15 protein-coding genes are annotated in these 15,959 nt (G+C 71.4%); 8 read left to right on the forward strand and 7 right to left on the reverse strand.

Going from position 1 to position 15,959, the window contains the following annotated elements:
* Positions 1-441 (forward strand): response regulator (locus D588_RS23945; protein ID WP_017915037.1); only part of this gene is annotated, 441 nt, incomplete at its 5' end.
* Between the two features lie 158 nt (positions 442-599).
* On the opposite strand, the gene mdtD is transcribed toward D588_RS23945, so the two are convergent.
* The 4 genes from mdtD to D588_RS0103845 all read right to left on the reverse strand — a co-directional run bounded on the left by mdtD (position 600) and on the right by D588_RS0103845 (position 4,678).
* On the reverse strand, positions 600-2,030 hold the full coding sequence (gene mdtD, locus D588_RS0103830) for a multidrug transporter subunit MdtD (protein WP_017911167.1): 1,431 nt from the start codon (positions 2,028-2,030) through the stop codon (positions 600-602).
* Positions 2,031-2,328: 298 nt separating this feature from the next.
* Positions 2,329-3,396, reverse strand: a complete 1,068-nt coding sequence (gene hemE, locus D588_RS0103835; RefSeq protein ID WP_017915038.1) for a uroporphyrinogen decarboxylase — start codon at positions 3,394-3,396, stop codon at positions 2,329-2,331.
* A 10-nt stretch (positions 3,397-3,406) separates the two neighbouring features.
* Positions 3,407-3,661 carry a WGR domain-containing protein gene (locus D588_RS0103840; protein WP_010344159.1) on the reverse strand — a complete coding sequence of 85 codons (255 nt, stop codon included), beginning with the start codon at positions 3,659-3,661 and terminating at the stop codon, positions 3,407-3,409.
* A 63-nt stretch (positions 3,662-3,724) separates the two neighbouring features.
* Positions 3,725-4,678 carry a helix-turn-helix domain-containing protein gene (locus D588_RS0103845; protein ID WP_017915039.1) on the reverse strand — a complete coding sequence of 318 codons (954 nt, stop codon included), beginning with the start codon at positions 4,676-4,678 and terminating at the stop codon, positions 3,725-3,727.
* A 92-nt stretch (positions 4,679-4,770) separates the two neighbouring features.
* Between D588_RS0103845 and D588_RS0103850 the strand changes: the two genes are divergently transcribed.
* The 5 genes from D588_RS0103850 to D588_RS0103870 all read left to right on the forward strand — a co-directional run bounded on the left by D588_RS0103850 (position 4,771) and on the right by D588_RS0103870 (position 11,900).
* Positions 4,771-5,394 (forward strand): cysteine hydrolase family protein, encoded by a 624-nt coding sequence (locus tag D588_RS0103850; protein ID WP_017915040.1) that lies wholly within the window; start codon positions 4,771-4,773, stop codon positions 5,392-5,394.
* A complete protein-coding gene (locus D588_RS0103855) occupies positions 5,391-5,714 on the forward strand; it encodes a cupin domain-containing protein (RefSeq protein ID WP_017915041.1) in 324 nt (107 codons plus the stop codon). The genes D588_RS0103850 and D588_RS0103855 overlap by 4 nt, the downstream gene beginning before the upstream one ends.
* A gap of 368 nt (positions 5,715-6,082) precedes the next feature.
* Positions 6,083-7,258, forward strand: a complete 1,176-nt coding sequence (locus D588_RS0103860; RefSeq protein WP_232764217.1) for an efflux RND transporter periplasmic adaptor subunit — start codon at positions 6,083-6,085, stop codon at positions 7,256-7,258.
* The gene (locus D588_RS0103865) at positions 7,255-10,455 is read left to right on the forward strand and encodes an efflux RND transporter permease subunit (protein ID WP_017915043.1); all 3,201 of its coding nucleotides are present in this window, start codon (positions 7,255-7,257) and stop codon (positions 10,453-10,455) included. Before D588_RS0103860 ends, D588_RS0103865 begins: the two co-directional genes overlap by 4 nt.
* Positions 10,455-11,900 (forward strand): efflux transporter outer membrane subunit, encoded by a 1,446-nt coding sequence (locus D588_RS0103870; protein WP_043083359.1) that lies wholly within the window; start codon positions 10,455-10,457, stop codon positions 11,898-11,900. The genes D588_RS0103865 and D588_RS0103870 overlap by 1 nt, the downstream gene beginning before the upstream one ends.
* Before the next feature lie 79 nt (positions 11,901-11,979).
* Here D588_RS0103870 and aroB read toward each other — a convergent pair whose 3' ends face one another.
* The gene (gene aroB, locus D588_RS0103875; protein ID WP_017915045.1) at positions 11,980-13,089 is read right to left on the reverse strand and encodes a 3-dehydroquinate synthase; all 1,110 of its coding nucleotides are present in this window, start codon (positions 13,087-13,089) and stop codon (positions 11,980-11,982) included.
* Positions 13,086-13,628, reverse strand: a complete 543-nt coding sequence (locus D588_RS0103880; protein WP_010344147.1) for a shikimate kinase — start codon at positions 13,626-13,628, stop codon at positions 13,086-13,088. The genes aroB and D588_RS0103880 overlap by 4 nt, the downstream gene beginning before the upstream one ends.
* A gap of 133 nt (positions 13,629-13,761) precedes the next feature.
* On the opposite strand from D588_RS0103880, the gene pdxH reads away from it, so the two are divergent.
* Both pdxH and D588_RS0103890 read left to right on the forward strand, forming a co-directional pair.
* On the forward strand, positions 13,762-14,361 hold the full coding sequence (gene pdxH, locus D588_RS0103885; RefSeq protein ID WP_017910874.1) for a pyridoxamine 5'-phosphate oxidase: 600 nt from the start codon (positions 13,762-13,764) through the stop codon (positions 14,359-14,361).
* A gap of 70 nt (positions 14,362-14,431) precedes the next feature.
* Positions 14,432-15,232 carry a cobalamin-binding protein gene (locus D588_RS0103890; RefSeq protein WP_017915046.1) on the forward strand — a complete coding sequence of 267 codons (801 nt, stop codon included), beginning with the start codon at positions 14,432-14,434 and terminating at the stop codon, positions 15,230-15,232.
* A 143-nt stretch (positions 15,233-15,375) separates the two neighbouring features.
* Here D588_RS0103890 and D588_RS23950 read toward each other — a convergent pair.
* A partial coding sequence (locus D588_RS23950) for an MFS transporter (RefSeq protein WP_017915047.1) occupies positions 15,376-15,959 on the reverse strand: 584 nt, incomplete at its 5' end.

Here is a 15,959-nt window from a genome sequence, read left to right on the forward strand (position 1 = left end):
GAGCCGCTGCCGCAGGCGCCACGCGACGCCCGCGCGTCCGCCAGTGCCGCGGCGCCGCGGCGGATCCTGCTGGTCGAAGACGATCCGACCGTGGCCGAAGTGGTCGGCGGCCTGCTGCGCGCACGCGGCCACCACGTCACCCACGCCGCGCACGCGCTGGCCGCGCTGACCGAAGCGGCGGCCAGCACGTTCGACATCGCCCTGCTCGATCTGGACCTGCCCGGCCTGGACGGCCTGGCGCTGGCGCGGCAGTTGCGCGCCTTCGGCTACGGCATGCCGCTGATCGCGGTCACCGCCCGTGCCGACGCCGACGCCGAGCCGCAGGCGCGTGCCGCCGGTTTCAGCGGGTTCCTGCGCAAGCCGGTGACGGGCGAGATGCTGGCGAAGGCGGTGGAGGCGCCAGACGATGGAGAAGGCAGCAGGAGCGAGGAGGGCAGGTAAGTCACACCCGTCCGGTATCCGCAGCAGGTGTGACCAGCAGAGGGCAGGTGCCTTCCAGGCCGCATGCAGTCGGGACTGAAGTCCCTCCCACATGGAGCAGGTTGCGCATCCCGCTCCTGCGACTCCCCAATCCCGACTCCCCAATCCCCGCTTTTCGGCTACTCCGCCACTTCCTCCACCTGCTTCGGCAGCGGCCGCGTATCCGGCAGCTGCCAGAAGATCAGGGTCGAGGTCAGGGTGATCGCGCCGACGCAGACGAAGGTCGCATGGAGCGCCGCGGTGGCGCCGTGGGTGTCGCCGAGATGGGTGTTGAACGCGGCCAACAGGCTGCCGGCGGCCGCGGCGCCGAAGCCGGTGGCCAGCATCATCACCATCGACAGCAGGCTGTTGCCGGCGCTGGCCTGGTCGCGGTCCAGGTCGCGCAGCGTCACGGTGTTCATGACGGTGAACTGCAGCGAGTTGACCGCACCGAACAGGGCGAGCTGCAGCAGCCGCCAGCCCAGCGGCTGGCCGGCGTCGAACAGCAGGAAGCTGGCCATCGCGGTGCCGACCAGCACGGTGTTGGTCATCAGCACGCGGCGGTAGCCGAAGCGCTCCACCAGCTTCACCGCCGCGCGCTTGGAGGCCATGCCGGCCAGCGCCACCGGGATCATCATCAGCCCGGCGTTCATCGGGCTCATGCCCAGGCCTACCTGCAACAGCAGCGGGATCAGGAACGGCATGCTGCCGCTGCCCACGCGCGAGAACAGGTTGCCGAGGATGCCGATGCGGAAGCTGGCGACCTTGAACAGATGCAGCGGGAACAGCGGCGCCGCCGCGTTGGCCGCGTGCAGCCAGTAGCCGATCAGCGCCGCCAGCCCGGCGATCGCCAACAGCATCACGAAGGCGTGGCGCAGGCCCAGCTCGGAGATGCCGTCCAGCGCCAGCGACAGCGCGACCATGCCGAAGGCCAGCATCGCGTAGCCGATCAGGTCGAAGCGGGTGCGCTGCTCACCGTAGAAGTCCGGCATGATCTTCAGCGCCGCGGCGAAGCCGATCGCGCCGATCGGCAGGTTGATCAGGAATACCCAGTGCCAGGACGCCACCTGCACCAACCAGCCGCCCAGGGTCGGGCCAACGAGCGGCCCGATCAGCGCGGGGATGGCGATGAAGCTCATCGCGCTGAGGAACTGCGCGCGCGACACCGAGCGCATCACCGCGAGCCGGCCCACCGGCAGCAGCATCGCGCCGCCGATGCCCTGCAGCACCCGCGCGGCCACCAGATACGGCAGCCGCGGCGCCGCCGCGCACAGCAGCGAGCCGAGGGTGAACAGCACGATCGCGGCCAGGAAGGTGCGGCGGGTGCCGTAGCGGTCGGCGATCCAGCCGGAGGCGGGAATGAACATCGCCACCGCCAGCGCGTAGCTGAACACCACCGACTGCATCTGCAAGGGGCTCTCGCCCAGGCTGCGCGCCATCGCCGGCAACGCGGTGTTGACGATGGTCGCATCCAGCATCTGCATGAAGATGGCCAGCGACACCAGCCACAGCAGCGGACGGAAACTGCGCGCGTTGGGAACGGCGATCGGATCGGAGGAGGGCGCGGACATCGGCACGCAGGGCGACGCGAGGGGGCGATAGGATCGCGCAGATCGCGTCGCCGTGTCGTGCAGTTGCGCGCGTTGCGCGCTTGCGATGCAGCGCGCGCTCAGCGATCCATACTGCGGACGCCTCGGTGGATTGCGCCTAGCAGGCACCCGCGTAGGAGCGGCTGCAGCCGCGACGGGCATTCGCAAAATATCCTGTCGCGGCTGAAGCCGCTCCTACGCGAAAGCGCAAGAGATCGAGCGCACGGTCAGATCGCCGACCGTGCGCGAGACTGGAATCCCGAATCCCGAATCCCGGCGTTCAACCACGCCGACTATGCCGCTGCACCGCCTCCACCAGCGCGCCAACATGCTCCGGCTGCATGTCCGGCGACAGCCCATGGCCGAGGTTGAACACGTGGCCGTCCAGCGAGCCGCCGTTGCCGTCGGCATAGCTGCGCAGCACGCGCTGCACTTCGCGGTCGATCGCCTCCGGCGCGCCGTACAGCATCGCCGGGTCCAGGTTGCCCTGCAGGGCGACGCGGCCGCCGGTGCGGCGCGCGGCGTCGGCCAGGTCGATGGTCCAGTCCACGCCCACACCTTCCGCACCGGAGCCGGCCAGCTCTTCCAGGTAGGGCGCATTGCCCTTGCCGAACAGGATCAGCGGGGTGCGCTCGGCGCCGTCGCCGCGCGCCAGTTCGCGGGCGATGCGCTGCAGGTAGGGCAGGGAGAACTCGCGGTACATCGCCGGGCTCAGCACGCCGCCCCAGGTGTCGAACACCTGCAGCGCCTGCGCGCCCGCCGCGCGCTGCGCCGCCAGGTAGGCGATCACCGCGTCGGTGTTGACCGAGAGTAGCTGGTGCAGCGCCGCGGGGTCGTTCAGCGCCAACGCCTTGATCCGCGCGTAGTTGTCGCTGCCGCCGCCCTCGACCATGTAGCAGGCCAGGGTCCAGGGGCTGCCGGAGAAGCCGATCAGCGGCACGCTGCCGTCCAGTTCGCGGCGGATCACCCGCACCGCGTCCATCACGTAGCGCAGCTCGGTTTCCATGTCCGGCACGCCGAGCCTGGCGATCGCCGCGGCGTCGCGCACGGGGTGGCGGAACTTGGGGCCTTCGCCTTCGACGAAGTACAGCTCCAGGCCCATCGCATCGGGAATGGTGAGGATGTCCGAGAACAGGATCGCCGCGTCCAGCGGGAACCGCGCCAGCGGCTGCAGGGTCACTTCGCAGGCCAGCTCCGGGGTCTTGGCCATGGCCAGGAAGCTGCCAGCGCGGGCGCGGGTGGCGCGGTACTCGGGCAGGTAGCGCCCTGCCTGGCGCATCAGCCACACGGGGGTCTGGTCCACGGGCTCGCGGCGCAGCGCGCGCAGCAGGCGGTCGTTCTTGAGCATGGGGGATTCCTTAGCGCGGCGCGTCGGCGCCACGGGTGAACATGACCTGGAAGCCGCGCTTGAGCTGGGCGTCGCGGGCTTTCTCGAAAGCGGCGTTGGCGTCTTCCTGCTGCAGGTAGAGCTCGCGCCGCAGCTGCGCACGGCCGCCGATCTGGCCGCTCTCGCGCAACAGTTCCCAGCCGCCGAGCAGGTCCGGCTGCAGGGTCAGCTGCAGGTAGCGTGGCGGCTCGTTGCCGTCGGGGCGTTGCTGGAGGAAGACGCGCATGTGCCGATTGTAGCGGGTGCCGGTGCAGGCGACGTGGCCCGGTCGGCGGAACGCTGCGGCCGCTCAGCCGGCACGGAAGCCGCGGCGATACGCCGACGGCGGCAACCCCAGGTCGCGCGTGAACTGCAGGCGCAGCGCGCTGGCACTGCCGAAGCCGCAGTCGGCGGCGATGCGCTCCAGCGGCAGGTCGGTGCTTTCCAGCAGTTGCTGGGCGCGGACCAGGCGCTGGTGCGCCAGCCACTGCACCACGGTGGTCCCGGTCACCTGGCGGAACTGCCGGGTGAAGCTGCGCCGGCTCATCCGTGCGTGCGCGGCCAGCGCATCCAGCCGTTGCGGTTGGTCCAGGCGCTGCAGCATCCAGTCCAGGGTCGGGCCCAGCTGGGCGTCGCGGCGGCTGGCCGGCAGCGGCTGTTCGATGTACTGCGCCTGCCCGCCCTGGCGGTGCGGCGCCACCACCAGACGCCGGGCGATGCGGTTGGCGACGTCGGCGCCGTGGCGGCGCCGCACCAGGTGCAGGCAGCAGTCGATGCCGGCCACGGTGCCGGCCGAGGTCAGCACGTCGCCGTCGTCCACGTACAGCACGTCCGGCTGCAGCCGTACTTGCGGGTGACGCTGCGCGAAGCGTTCCAGCGCCGCCCAGTGGGTGGTGGCGGGGCGGCCGTCGAGCAGGCCGGCGTCGGCCAGCACGAAGGTACCCAGGCACAGGCCCACCACCTGCGCGCCGGCGGCGTGGGCGCGGCGCAGCGCCTGGCACAGCGCCGCAGGTGCCGGTTCGGCGGCATCGCGCCAGGACGGCACGATCACCGTGTCGGCACCGTCCAGCGCCTCCAGGCCGTGCTGCACCTGGATGGCGAAGCCGGCGTCGGTGCGCAGCAGTCCCGGCTCGGCGGCACACACGCGCAGGTCGAAGGCCGGCAGGTCGGTGTCCGGCCGCGCCTCGAACACCTGACAGGGCACCGCCAGGTGGAAGGGACTGATGCGATCGAAGGCGACCACGGCGAGGCGATGCGGCGACATGGCCCGATTTTAGCGAAAACGGTGTTTCGGGCCACTCGTCGGCGCGGGTGCGGCCGCCGACATTGGCCGCCTTTTCGCCCTGGAGCCACCTTATGTCCTCTCCCCGCCGCGCCCTGCTGGTCATCGATGTCCAGAACGAGTACTTCGACGGCGCACTGCCCATTGCGCATCCGCCGGTGGCGCAGTCGTTGCCCCACATCCTGCAGGCCATGGACGCGGCGCAGGCGCACGGCGTGCCGGTGCTGGTGGTGCAGCACACCGCGCCGGCGCAGGCGCCCGTGTTCGCCGACGGCAGCGCCGGTTGGGCGTTGCACCCGCAGGTCGCCGCGCGGCCGCATGCGCGCCTGCTGCGCAAGACCCGGCCGAGCGTGTTCGCCGATACCGACCTGGCCGACTGGCTGCAGCAGCACGCGATCGACACGCTGACCGTGGCCGGCTACATGACCCACAACTGCAACGCCTCCACCGTGTACGAGGCCTTCCATCGCCGGCTGGCGGTGGAAGTGCTGGGCGACGCCAGCGGCGGGCTGCCGTATGCCAACGCCGCCGGCCAGGCCAGCGCCGAGGAGATCCACCGGGTGTTCGGGGTGGTGTTCCACAGCAACTTCGCCGCGGTCGCCGCCACCGCGCAGTGGATCGCGGCAGTGCAGGCAGGGCAGCCGCTGCCGCGCGACAACGTGCTGCAGTCCAACCGCCGCGCGCGGGACCTGGCATGAGCGGCATGCCGCGGGTGCTGCGTGCGCGCGATTTCACCGGCAGCCGTGCCTGGGAGGCGCTGCCGGTGGCGCTGCTGGATGGCATCGGCGTGCGCATCCATTGGACCGACCAATCGTACGTTTGGCACGTCAACGACGGTGCGGAAGTATTCGTGGTGCTGGACGGACAGGTGCAGATGCGCTGGCGCGTGCAGGGCATCGAGCAGGCGGCGCTGCTGCAAGCCGGCGACGTGTTCCATGCGCCGGAAGGCACCGAGCATGTGGCGCACCCGCAGGGGCCGACGCGGGTGCTGGTGGTGGAGCGCGACGGCAGTCCGTGAGCGTTCGGGATCCGCTCCTGACCGGCGGGGGCTTCGATGGCGCCCGGGACGTGCCGCCGTCGATGCCGCGTGTACAGGGCGACGCACGCTGCGCGTTCTGATGTGCGTTCTATCACGGAGCCATCACTGGCGATCTGGCGTCATTGGGACAGGCTATGCCGCTGCGTGCGCACAGAGATCCTGGTGTCACGGCATCGCCAATCACCACGAGTGCGGACGCGGCCGGCATGCGAAGCCAGAGCGATGGGCGGTTCCCTGGGCAGCACCCAAACGTCGGCGCGGAACGCGATCACGCCGCGCGCCACGTTGCCATCCACGATGACAGTGCGGCGCCGTGCGCAGCACGCCTGCGTGCGGCGGGATATGCGATGCCACCCGCTGCGCGCGGCATGGGCCGGGTGGCGCTGCTGGCCGGACTGGCCGCGCTCAGCCTGCTGATCCTCGGCGCATGGGTTTGGCGCGCACACCGCCAGCAGCCCGCGCCGGCGCCCGAACCCTTGCGCGTGCAGACCATGACCGTCGCGCCGCACCGGGTGCCGGACATCATCGAGACCTCCGGCACCCTGTTGTCGCCGCAGACCGTGGAGGTGCGCGCGCAGGCCGACGGGGTGCTGCAGTCGGTGCTGATCCATGACGGCGAGCAGGTCCACGCCGGGCAACTGCTGTTCACCATCGATCCGCGGCCGCTGCGCGCGGCGTTGGCGCAGGCGCGCGCCACCCTGGCCCGCGACCAGGCACTAGCCGCGGATGCGGCCGATACCGAGGCGCGCTACGCCAAGCTGTCCAGGACCGGCGCAATCGATCCCAAGACCTATACCACCGCGGCCGACACACTGCGCTCGCTGCGCGGCAGCGTCGCCGCCGACCAGGCGCAGGTCGAGCAGACGCAGCTGTCGCTGGCCTACACCCAGGTCCGCGCGCCCATCGACGGCCGCGCCGGCGCCATCGCGGTCAAGCCGGGCAACCTGGTGTCCAGCGGGTCCAGCACCGCGCTGGTCACGCTCAACGTCAGCACGCCGATCGAGGTGCGCTTCGCGCTGGCGCATGTGCAGGTCGATGCGGTGCGCGCCGCGCCGCTGGGGCACCAGGGCCTGGGGCTGCCGGTGCTGGCGCTGGATGCGGTGAGCGGCACGCTGCTCGAGCGCGGCGAGGTGGCGTTCCTCGACAACGCCTTCGACACCAGCAGCGGCACGCTGGAGCTGCGCGCACGCTTCGCCAACGCCGGCGCCACGTTGTGGCCGGGGCAGTTCGTCACCGTGCGGGTGATCCTGGCAGAGGACCCGCAGGCGCTGTCGGTGCCCGAGAGCGCCTTGCAGCAGGGACAGCAGGGGCCGTACGTGTACTGCGTGGTCGAGGGCCATGCCGTGTCGCGGCCGCTGACCGTGGCGCGGATGGTCGACGGGCAGGCGGTGATCGCCAAGGGCCTGCGCGCGGGCGATCGCGTCATCCTCACCGTGCCCAACGAACTGCGCGACGGCACCGCGGTGCAATCCGGCAACCAGCACGCCACGCCGACCGCGGCGGCGACCGGACGGCCTGCGTGAACCTGTCGGCGCTGTTCATCCGCCGCGCGGTGATGACCTCGGTGCTGATGATCGCGCTGGTGCTGGCCGGCGGCATGGCCTACTTCGCGCTGCCGGTCAGCGAGCTGCCCGACGTCAGCTTCCCGACCATCACCGTCAACATGTCGCTGCCCGGCGCCAATCCCGAGACCATGGCCGCGGCGGTGGCGACGCCGCTGGAGCGCCAGTTCAGCGGCCTGCCCGGACTGGACACGATGAGTTCGACCAGCAGCGTCGGCAGCACCCGCATCGTGTTGCAGTTCGCGTTGAGCCGCAATGTCGATGCCGCCGCGCAGGACGTGCAGAACGCGGTGTCGCAGGCGGCCGGCCTGCTGCCGCGCGAGATCAACCCCGCGCAGATCCAGAAGGAGGATCCCAGCGCCGCGCCGATCATGCACCTGATCCTGCGCTCGAAGACCATCGCGCTGCCGCTGCTCAACCAGTTCGCCAAGGATCGCGTGGCGCTGCGCCTGGCCTCGGTGCCGGGCGCCGGCCAGATCGATGTCAATGGCGCGCAGAAGTACGCAGTGCGCCTGTTCGTCAATCCGCACCTGCTCGCCGCCCGCCACCTGGGCTTCGACCAAGTGGTGTCGGCGGTGCAGGCGGGCAACAGCAACGCGCCGGCCGGCACACTGATGGGGCGCGCGCGGTCCTACACCGTGCGCGCCGACGGCCAGCTCAAACGCGCAGCCGATTTCGATGCCATGGTGCTGAGCTATGCGGACGGTGCGCCGGTGCGCCTGCGCGACGTCGGCCATGCCGAGGACAGCGTCGAGAACCTGCAGACCGCCGCCTCGCTCAACGGCCAGCGCGCGATCGAGATCAACATCCACCGCCAGCCGGGCGCCAACACGCTGTCGGTGACCCAGGGCATCCAGGCGGCGCTGCCCGGGATCCGCGCGCAGTTGCCCGGCGACGCCCAGCTCGACGTGCTCTACGACCGCGGCGACTACATCGGCGCCTCGGTGGAGGACGTGGAGTGGACCCTGGTCGGCTCGCTGGTGCTGGTGATCGTGGTGATCTTGCTGTTCCTGCGCAGCTGGATGGCGACCCTGATCGTGGCGCTGGTGCTGCCGACCTCGCTGATCGGCACCTTCGCGGTGATGCGCCTGCTGCACTTCAGTCTGGACAACATCTCGATGCTGGCGCTGACCCTGTCGGTCGGCTTCGTCGTCGACGATGCCATCGTGGTCATCGAGAACATCGTCCGCCACGCCGAGCAGGGCGCCAGCCGGATGGACGCGGCCATCGCCGCCTCGCGCGAGATCGGCTTCACCGTGCTGTCGATGACGGTGTCGCTCTCGGCGGTGTTCCTGCCGATCGTGTTCATGGGCGGGCTGGTCGGGCGGTTGTTCTCCGAGTTCGGCATGGTGATCGCGATCGCGGTGATCCTGTCCGGCATCGTCTCGCTGACCCTCACGCCGATGCTCGCCAGCCGCTGGCTCGACCCGAAGAAGAGCGCTGGCTGGGTGTTCGAGCGCTTCGACCGGCTGGTCGAGGCCAGCGAACGCGGCTACGCGCGCTCGCTGGCCTGGGCGACCGAGCGCATCGGCCTGATGTGCGTCATCGGTGTGGCCACCCTGGTCGGCACCGCCGGCGTCTACGCCGTGGTCGAGAAGGGCTTCATCCCGCAGGTGGATTCGGGAAAGATCGACGGCGATACCCGCGTGCCCGAGGGCACCGCCTTCGCCGACTTCGTGGCCAAGCAGGCGGCGGTGGTGAAGATCATCCAGCGCAATCCCAACGTGGCCAACGTGGAGTCGGTGATCGGCTCGGACAATTCGCTCAGCAACAGCGGGCGCCTGCTGATCGGGCTCAAGCCGCTGTCCGAGCGCAGCGGCAGCGCCGAGGAGGTGATCCAGGACGTGCGCAAGCAGGTCGCCGCGATCCAGGGCATCACCCTCAACATGCGCAATCCGCCGGCGATCGACATGGGGCCGACGGCCTCGAACGGATCGCTGCAGTACGTGCTGCAGTCCACCGACCAGAAGGCGCTGTACGCCCAGTCCGACAGCATCCTGCAGCGCCTGCGGCAACTGCGCGACGTGCAGGATCCGCAGAGCGACCTGCAGCTCAAGAACCCGGAGATCGAGGTGGTGCTGCACCGCGAGCAGGCCGCCGCGCTGGGCGTCACCGCCGCCGGCCTGCAGGACACCCTGGCCAGCGCCTACGGCGGCCGCAAGATCAGCACCATCTACGGCGACACCGATCAGTACGAAGTGCTGCTGCAGGTCGATCCCGCGGCGCAGGCCGACCTCAACGGCCTGGATGCGCTGTCGTTCAACGGCAACCAGAATCCCGGCATCACCGCGATCGGCACGCAGACCTCCAACAGCAGCTCCGGCACCAGCGCGGTGCTGACCGCCGCCGGCGGCCCGATGGTGCCGCTGCGCGCGGTGGCCGACGTGCGCATGGGCGTGGGGCCGGTGGCGATCAACCATTACGCCGGCCTGCCGGCGGTGACGCTGTCGATGAACCTGGCGCCGGGCGTGTCGCTGGGCGAGGCCGCCGCCGGCATCGGCAACCTGATGGCGCAGACCCTGGGCAAGGACGACGCGCGCGCCATCAGCGGCCAGTTCGCCGGTTCGGCGCAGGCTTTCGAGAATTCGATGAAGACGCTGCCGATGCTGCTGCTGATCACCGTGCTGCTGATCTATGGCGTGCTGGCGATCCTGTACGAGAACGCGCTGCACCCGATCACCATCCTGACCTCGCTGCCGCTGGCCGGGTTCGGCGCCATCCTGATGCTGGTGCTGTTCCGTCAGGAGCTCAATCTCTTCAGCTTCGTCGGCCTGATCCTGCTGGTCGGGCTGGTCAAGAAGAACGGCATCATGATGGTGGATTACGCGCTGGACCTGGAGCGCTCGGGCGAGGAACGCTGGCAGCAGCCGCGCGCGGCGATGCTGGAAGCGGCCACGGTGCGCTTCCGCCCGATCATGATGACCACCCTGGCGGCGGTGCTGGGCTCGTTGCCGATCGCGCTGGGTTTCGGCGCCGGCGCCGAGGCGCGGCGCCCGCTCGGCATCGCCGTGGTCGGCGGCCTGCTGTTCTCGCAGGCGCTGACCCTGTATCTGACCCCGGCCTTCCACATCGCGATGGCCGAGTGGCTGGCGCGCCGCCGCGCACGTCGCAACGGCGCCGCGCCGCCGTCGGCGCCGACGCTGCCGGAGCCGGCCTGATGCGCGCGCTCGCGATTGGCGCCGCGTGTCTGCTGTCGGCGTGCAGCCTGACCCCTGCCTATGTGCGTCCCGCCGCACCGATCCCGCCGTCGTGGCCGGTGGGCGACGCCTACCTGGCGCAGCACGAGGCCACGCTGCCGTCGCTGAGCTACCGGCAAGTGTTCGCCGACCCGCGGCTGCAGGCGCTGATCGCGCAGGCGCTGGACAACAACCGCGACCTGCGGATCGCGCTCGCCGATATCGCCCAGGCGCGCGCGCAGTACCGGATCCAGCGCGCGGCTCTGCTGCCGGAGGTGGGGACCAGCGCGACCTACACGCGCTCCTATCGCGGCAAGGGTGCGGCGCCGGGCAACGACGCGACCCAGGGCGGCAACGCAGCGGCCGCACCGGCTGCCGGTTATGCCAGCAACTACGACCTGGGCGTGGGCGTCACCGCGTTCGAACTCGACCTGTTCGGCCGGCTGCACGCGCTGAGCACGGCGGCGCAGCAGCGCTATCTGGAACAGGAAGCCGCGGCCCGGGCCACGCGCCTGACCCTGGTCGGCGACATCGCCACGACCTGGCTGACCTATGCCAGCGATCGCAGCCTGCTGACGCTCGCGCAGGACACCGTGCGCAGCGCCGGCACAAGCGTGGCGCTGACCGCACAGCGAGTGGATGGCGGCATCGTGCCGCACTCGGACCTGGACCAGGCCAACCAGGTGCTGCATGCCGCGCAGGCCGACCTGGCCGCGCAGACCACGGCGCTGGCGCAGGACGTCAATGCGCTGCAGTTGCTGGTGGGCGCTCCGGTCGATCCGGCACTGTTGCCGGGTTCGATCGAGGAGGTCGCGGCCAGCATCGGCGATCCGCCGGCCGGCCTGGACACCAGCGTGCTGCTGCGTCGGCCCGACGTGGTGCAGGCCGAATACGAACTGCGTGCGGTCAACGCCCAGATCGGTGCGGCACGCGCCGCGTTGTTTCCCAGCATCAGCCTGAGCGGCCTGCTGGGCCTGACCAGCACCGCGCTGTCGCAGCTGTTCACCCACGACGCGCGCACCGCGTCGGTGGGCGCCGGCGTCGCCTATACCGTGTTCGATGGCGGCGCGGCGCGCGCCAACGTGCGCTACACCGAGGCGCAGCGCGATGCCGCGGTGGCCGGCTACGAAAAGACCGTGCAGACCGCCTTCGGCGAAGTGGCCGATGCCCTGGCCCGGCGCGGCACCATCGACGCGCAGGTGCAGGCGCAGCGCGCGCTCCTCGCCGATGCCGCCAACACCTACGACGCCAGCGCGCAGCGCTACCGCGAGGGCGTGGAGAGCGCGCTGTCCAACCTGGATGCGCAGCGCAGCTACTACGCCGCGCAGCGCAGTCTGGTTGCGGTGGAACTGACCGCGGCCACCAATCGGGTGACGCTGTACCGCACCTTGGGCGGGGATGCGTCGCTGGAGCCCGCGCCGCGCTGAGCCCGCGCAGCCGCATGGACCGGTGCGCGAGTGCCGCTGCGGAGAACAACAGCGGCCGGTCGCTTGGCGCGCCCGTGTTTCAGCCGGTGTCCAGCACCGCCAGCACTTCGGCCTCGTCCACGTCGGGGACGATCTCGGCGTGGCCGATGCCGCGCCACAGCACCAGCCGCAGGCGTCCGGCCAGGTTCTTCTTGTCCAGGCGCATGCGCGCCAGCAGCGCCTCGGGCGCCAGCCCGGCCGGCAGCGCGGTGGGCAAGCCGAAGTCGTGCAGCAGCGCGCGCAGCTGCGCCGTGTCCTGCGCGCTGGTCATGCCCAGCCGGGCCGACAGTTCCGCGGCCAGCACCATGCCCACCGCCACCGCTTCGCCGTGGTTGAGGTTGGCGTTGTCCGGGGCGCCGTAGCCCTGTTCGGTCTCGATGGCGTGGCCGAAGGTGTGGCCGAGGTTGAGCAGGGCGCGCTCGCCCTTTTCCAGCGGATCGCGGGCGACGATCTCGGCCTTGTGCTCGCAGCTGCGCGCGATCGCCTGCGCCAGCGCCGCCGGCTCGCCGGCCAGCAGCGCGCGACGTTCGGCATGCAGCCATTCGAAGAACAGGGGGTCGCGGATGGCGCCGTACTTGATCACCTCGGCCAGCCCCGCGCGCAGTTCGCGCGGCGGCAGGCTGCGCAGCGTGGCGGTGTCGGCCAGCACCGCGCGCGGCGGATGGAAGGCGCCGACCAGGTTCTTGCCCTGTGGGATGTCCACCGCGGTCTTGCCGCCGACCGAGGAATCGACCATCGCCAGCAGCGTGGTCGGCAATTGCACGCAATCCACGCCGCGCATCCAGCAGGCGGCGGCGAAGCCGGCCAGGTCGCCGACCACGCCGCCGCCCAGCGCCAGCACGCAGGCGTCGCGGGTGGCGCCCAGCGCGGCCAGCGCGGCGATCGCCGCGGCGAAGTTGTCCAGGGTCTTGGAGGCCTCGCCGGCGGGAATCACGAACTCGCCGATCTGCAATTCCGGGCGTGTCGCCAGCAGCGCGCTGCGGACCTGCGCGGCGTACAGCGGCGCCACTTGGCTATCGCTGAGCAGCAACACGTGGCGGCCGCGCACCTGCGCGGCGAGGGCGGCGCCGTCGTCGAGCAGGCCGGGGCCGATGCGGATGGTGTAGGCCGGGTCGCCAGCGACCTGGACCGTGCGCGATGTTGCGGTCATGCAGTGGGTTCCGGAAGTTTCCACGACGCGGCCAGGCGCACGACCAGTTGCGCGGTGGCCTCGGCCGGGGTGAGGTGGTCGGTGTCCAGGATCAGGTCGGCGACCTCGCGGTACAGCGGTTCGCGCACCGCGTGCAGGTCGCGCAACACCTGCTCGCGGTCGCCACGCTGCAGCAGCGGGCGGCTGCGGTCGCGGTGCAGGCGCTGCAGTTGCGCGGCCACGCCCACCCGCAGGTACACCACGAAGCCGTGCTCGCGCATCTCGCGGCGGCTGTCGGCGTTGAGCACGGCGCCGCCGCCGGTGGAGATCAGGTGGCCGGGCGTGCTCAGGATGCTCTCCAGCACCGCGCGCTCGTGCTCGCGGAAACCGGCTTCGCCGGCGTGCTCGAACAGCGAGGCGATGCTGGCGCCGGTGCGCTCGACGATGGTCTGGTCGCTGTCGACGAAGACCAGGCCGAAGCGCTCGGCCAGGCGGCGACCGATGACGCTCTTGCCGGCGCCCATCGGGCCGACCAGCACCAGGTTGGGGGCGGGATTCATCCGCCGATGCTAGCAGAGACCGACGCTGCCACGCGCGCCGCGCAGGCGCGTGCGCGGGGCCTTGCGCGGCGAAGCGTGCGTCGCGCGGTGCATGGCGCGACAATGGCGCATCGTCCGCCGAGTGCCTGTCGCCATGCCCGATCTCTACGCCGAAGCCCTTTCCACGTTCGCCGACCTGTTCGCCGAGGCGCGCACCAGCGACGAGGCCGAATACAACGCCATGGTCGTGTCCTCGGCCACGCTGGAGGCGCGCCCGTCGTCGCGGGTGGTGCTGCTGAAGGCCTACGACGCGCGCGGCTTCGTGTTCTACACCCATCTGGACAGCCAGAAGGGCCGCGAGCTGCAGGCCAATCCGCAGGCCTCGCTGCTGTTCCTGTGGCGGCGCATGCGCGAGGACGGGGTGCAGGTGCGCATCGACGGCGAGGTGCAACTGGTCGCCGCGGCCGAGGCCGACGCCTATTTCGCCTCGCGTCCGCGCATGAGCCAGATCGGCGCCTGGGCCTCGGCGCAGTCGCGCACCTTGGCCTCGCGCGAGGAATTCGAGGAACGCGTGGCCAAGGCCGAGGCCACCTTCGAGGGCCGCGAGGTGCCGCGCCCGGACGGCTGGGGCGGGTTCCGCGTGGTGCCGCGCAGCTTCGAGTTCTGGTACGGCGCCAAGTACCGCCTGCACGAGCGCTGGCGCTACGAGGCCGACGCCGCCGGCCACTGGAGCAAGCGGATGCTGTTCCCGTGAGCGGCGCCGGCCCGGTCTGTCGCGGCACCGCCGCCGCGGTGCGCGCGTGCTCGGGCGAGGCGCACTGAGCGTGGGCCCGCAGCGCATCGTCTGCCTGACCGAAGAGCCGACCGAGACGCTGTACGCGCTCGGCGAGCAGCAGCGCATCGTCGGCATCAGCGGCTTCACCGTGCGCCCGCCGCAGGCGCGCCGCGACAAGCCCAAGGTCAGCGCCTTCACCAGCGCCAAGATCGGCGAGATCCTCAAGCTGCAGCCGGACCTCGCCATCGGCTTCTCCGACATCCAGGCCGACATCGCCGCCGAACTGGTACGACATGGCGTGGAGGTGTGGATCGCCAACCATCGCAGTGTCGACGGCATCCTCGACTACATCCGCCGGCTCGGCGCGCTGGTCGGCGCCGGGCCGCGCGCCAATGCCTACGCCGACGAACTGCAGCGCGGCCTCGATGCCATCGCCGCGCAGGCCGCCACCTTGCCGCGGCGGCCGCGGGTGTACCTGGAGGAATGGGACGAGCCGATCATCACCGGGATCCGCTGGGTGGCCGAACTGGTGGGCATCGCCGGCGGCGACGACGTGTTCCCGGAACTGTCGGTGCAGCCGCTGGCCAAGGCGCGGATCCTGGCCAACGGCGACGAGGTGGTGCGGCGTGCGCCGGACATCATCCTCGGCTCCTGGTGCGGCAAGCGCTTCCGTCCCGAGCGCGTCGCCGCGCGGCCGGGCTGGTCGGCGATGCCGGCGGTGCGCGACGGGCAGCTGTTCGAGATCAAGTCGCCGCTGATCCTGCAGCCGGGGCCGGCCGCGCTCACCGACGGCGTGTGCGCCATCGCCGACATCATCCAGGCCTGGGCCAGGGGCGTGGGCGCGCGCTAGGGCGGGCCCTCCAGGCCAAGAGCCGAACCGGCGCGACGTCCGTGCGTCGCCGCGGCATCGCCCCGCGAACGGATCGCTCTTCCTCGATCCTGCTTGTGGCGCGCGCCACCACGCCGCGGCGGGCGCCGGACGCGACGATTCCGTTAGCCCGCCGCCGGCTGGGTGCGGCCGGCGATGCCCAGGCCGAGCAAGGCCATCAGCGCGGCCACGGCGAAGGTCGACAGGTAGGCAGCGGCGGCCGAGTACGCCAGCAGCGCGGCGAACAGCGAGCCGCCGACCGCCAGCGTGGTTGCCACCGCGATCGCCTCGCTCAACTGCAGCGCCGAACTGTTGCGGCCCTGCCGCGCCGGCGGCGACAGGGTCAGGGTCAGCACCGCCAGGGTCGGGTAGATCAGGCCCATGCCCAGGCCGGTCGCGGTCCAGCCGCCGATCGCCAGCGCTGCCGGCACTGCCGGCAGCAGCGCCAGCGTGGTGGTCGCGATGCCCAGCGCCATCAGCGTGCAGCCCAGCCGCAGCCGCCGCAGGCGGGTGGCATCGCGGCCGTAGTGGCCCTGATACCAGGAACCGGCGAACCAGCCCAGCGCGCCGGCGCTCAGCGCCACGCCGGCCCACACCGGCGACAGCCCGCGTTCGCGCGACAGCAGCAGCGGCAGGAACGCCTCGCAGCCGAAGAACGCCGAGCCGGCGATGCCGCGCAGCGCGATCACGCTGGGCAGGCCGCGCGCGG

Origin of the sequence: Xanthomonas sp. SHU 308, from assembly GCF_000364645.1 — a bacterium.
Lineage (GTDB): Bacteria > Pseudomonadota > Gammaproteobacteria > Xanthomonadales > Xanthomonadaceae > Xanthomonas_A > Xanthomonas_A sontii.

What these genes read in the sequence shown, in the direction of transcription:
- mdtD (WP_017911167.1), bottom strand. Translation starts at nt 2,030, where the DNA reads ATGTCCGCGCCCTCCTCCGATCCGATCGCCGTTCCCAACGCGCGCAGT.
- hemE (WP_017915038.1), bottom strand. Translation starts at nt 3,396, where the DNA reads ATGCTCAAGAACGACCGCCTGCTGCGCGCGCTGCGCCGCGAGCCCGTG.
- D588_RS0103840 (WP_010344159.1), bottom strand. Translation starts at nt 3,661, where the DNA reads ATGCGCGTCTTCCTCCAGCAACGCCCCGACGGCAACGAGCCGCCACGC.
- D588_RS0103845 (WP_017915039.1), bottom strand. Translation starts at nt 4,678, where the DNA reads ATGTCGCCGCATCGCCTCGCCGTGGTCGCCTTCGATCGCATCAGTCCC.
- D588_RS0103850 (WP_017915040.1), top strand. Translation starts at nt 4,771, where the DNA reads ATGTCCTCTCCCCGCCGCGCCCTGCTGGTCATCGATGTCCAGAACGAG.
- D588_RS0103855 (WP_017915041.1), top strand. Translation starts at nt 5,391, where the DNA reads ATGAGCGGCATGCCGCGGGTGCTGCGTGCGCGCGATTTCACCGGCAGC.
- D588_RS0103860 (WP_232764217.1), top strand. Translation starts at nt 6,083, where the DNA reads ATGCCACCCGCTGCGCGCGGCATGGGCCGGGTGGCGCTGCTGGCCGGA.
- D588_RS0103870 (WP_043083359.1), top strand. Translation starts at nt 10,455, where the DNA reads ATGCGCGCGCTCGCGATTGGCGCCGCGTGTCTGCTGTCGGCGTGCAGC.
- aroB (WP_017915045.1), bottom strand. Translation starts at nt 13,089, where the DNA reads ATGACCGCAACATCGCGCACGGTCCAGGTCGCTGGCGACCCGGCCTAC.
- D588_RS0103880 (WP_010344147.1), bottom strand. Translation starts at nt 13,628, where the DNA reads ATGAATCCCGCCCCCAACCTGGTGCTGGTCGGCCCGATGGGCGCCGGC.
- pdxH (WP_017910874.1), top strand. Translation starts at nt 13,762, where the DNA reads ATGCCCGATCTCTACGCCGAAGCCCTTTCCACGTTCGCCGACCTGTTC.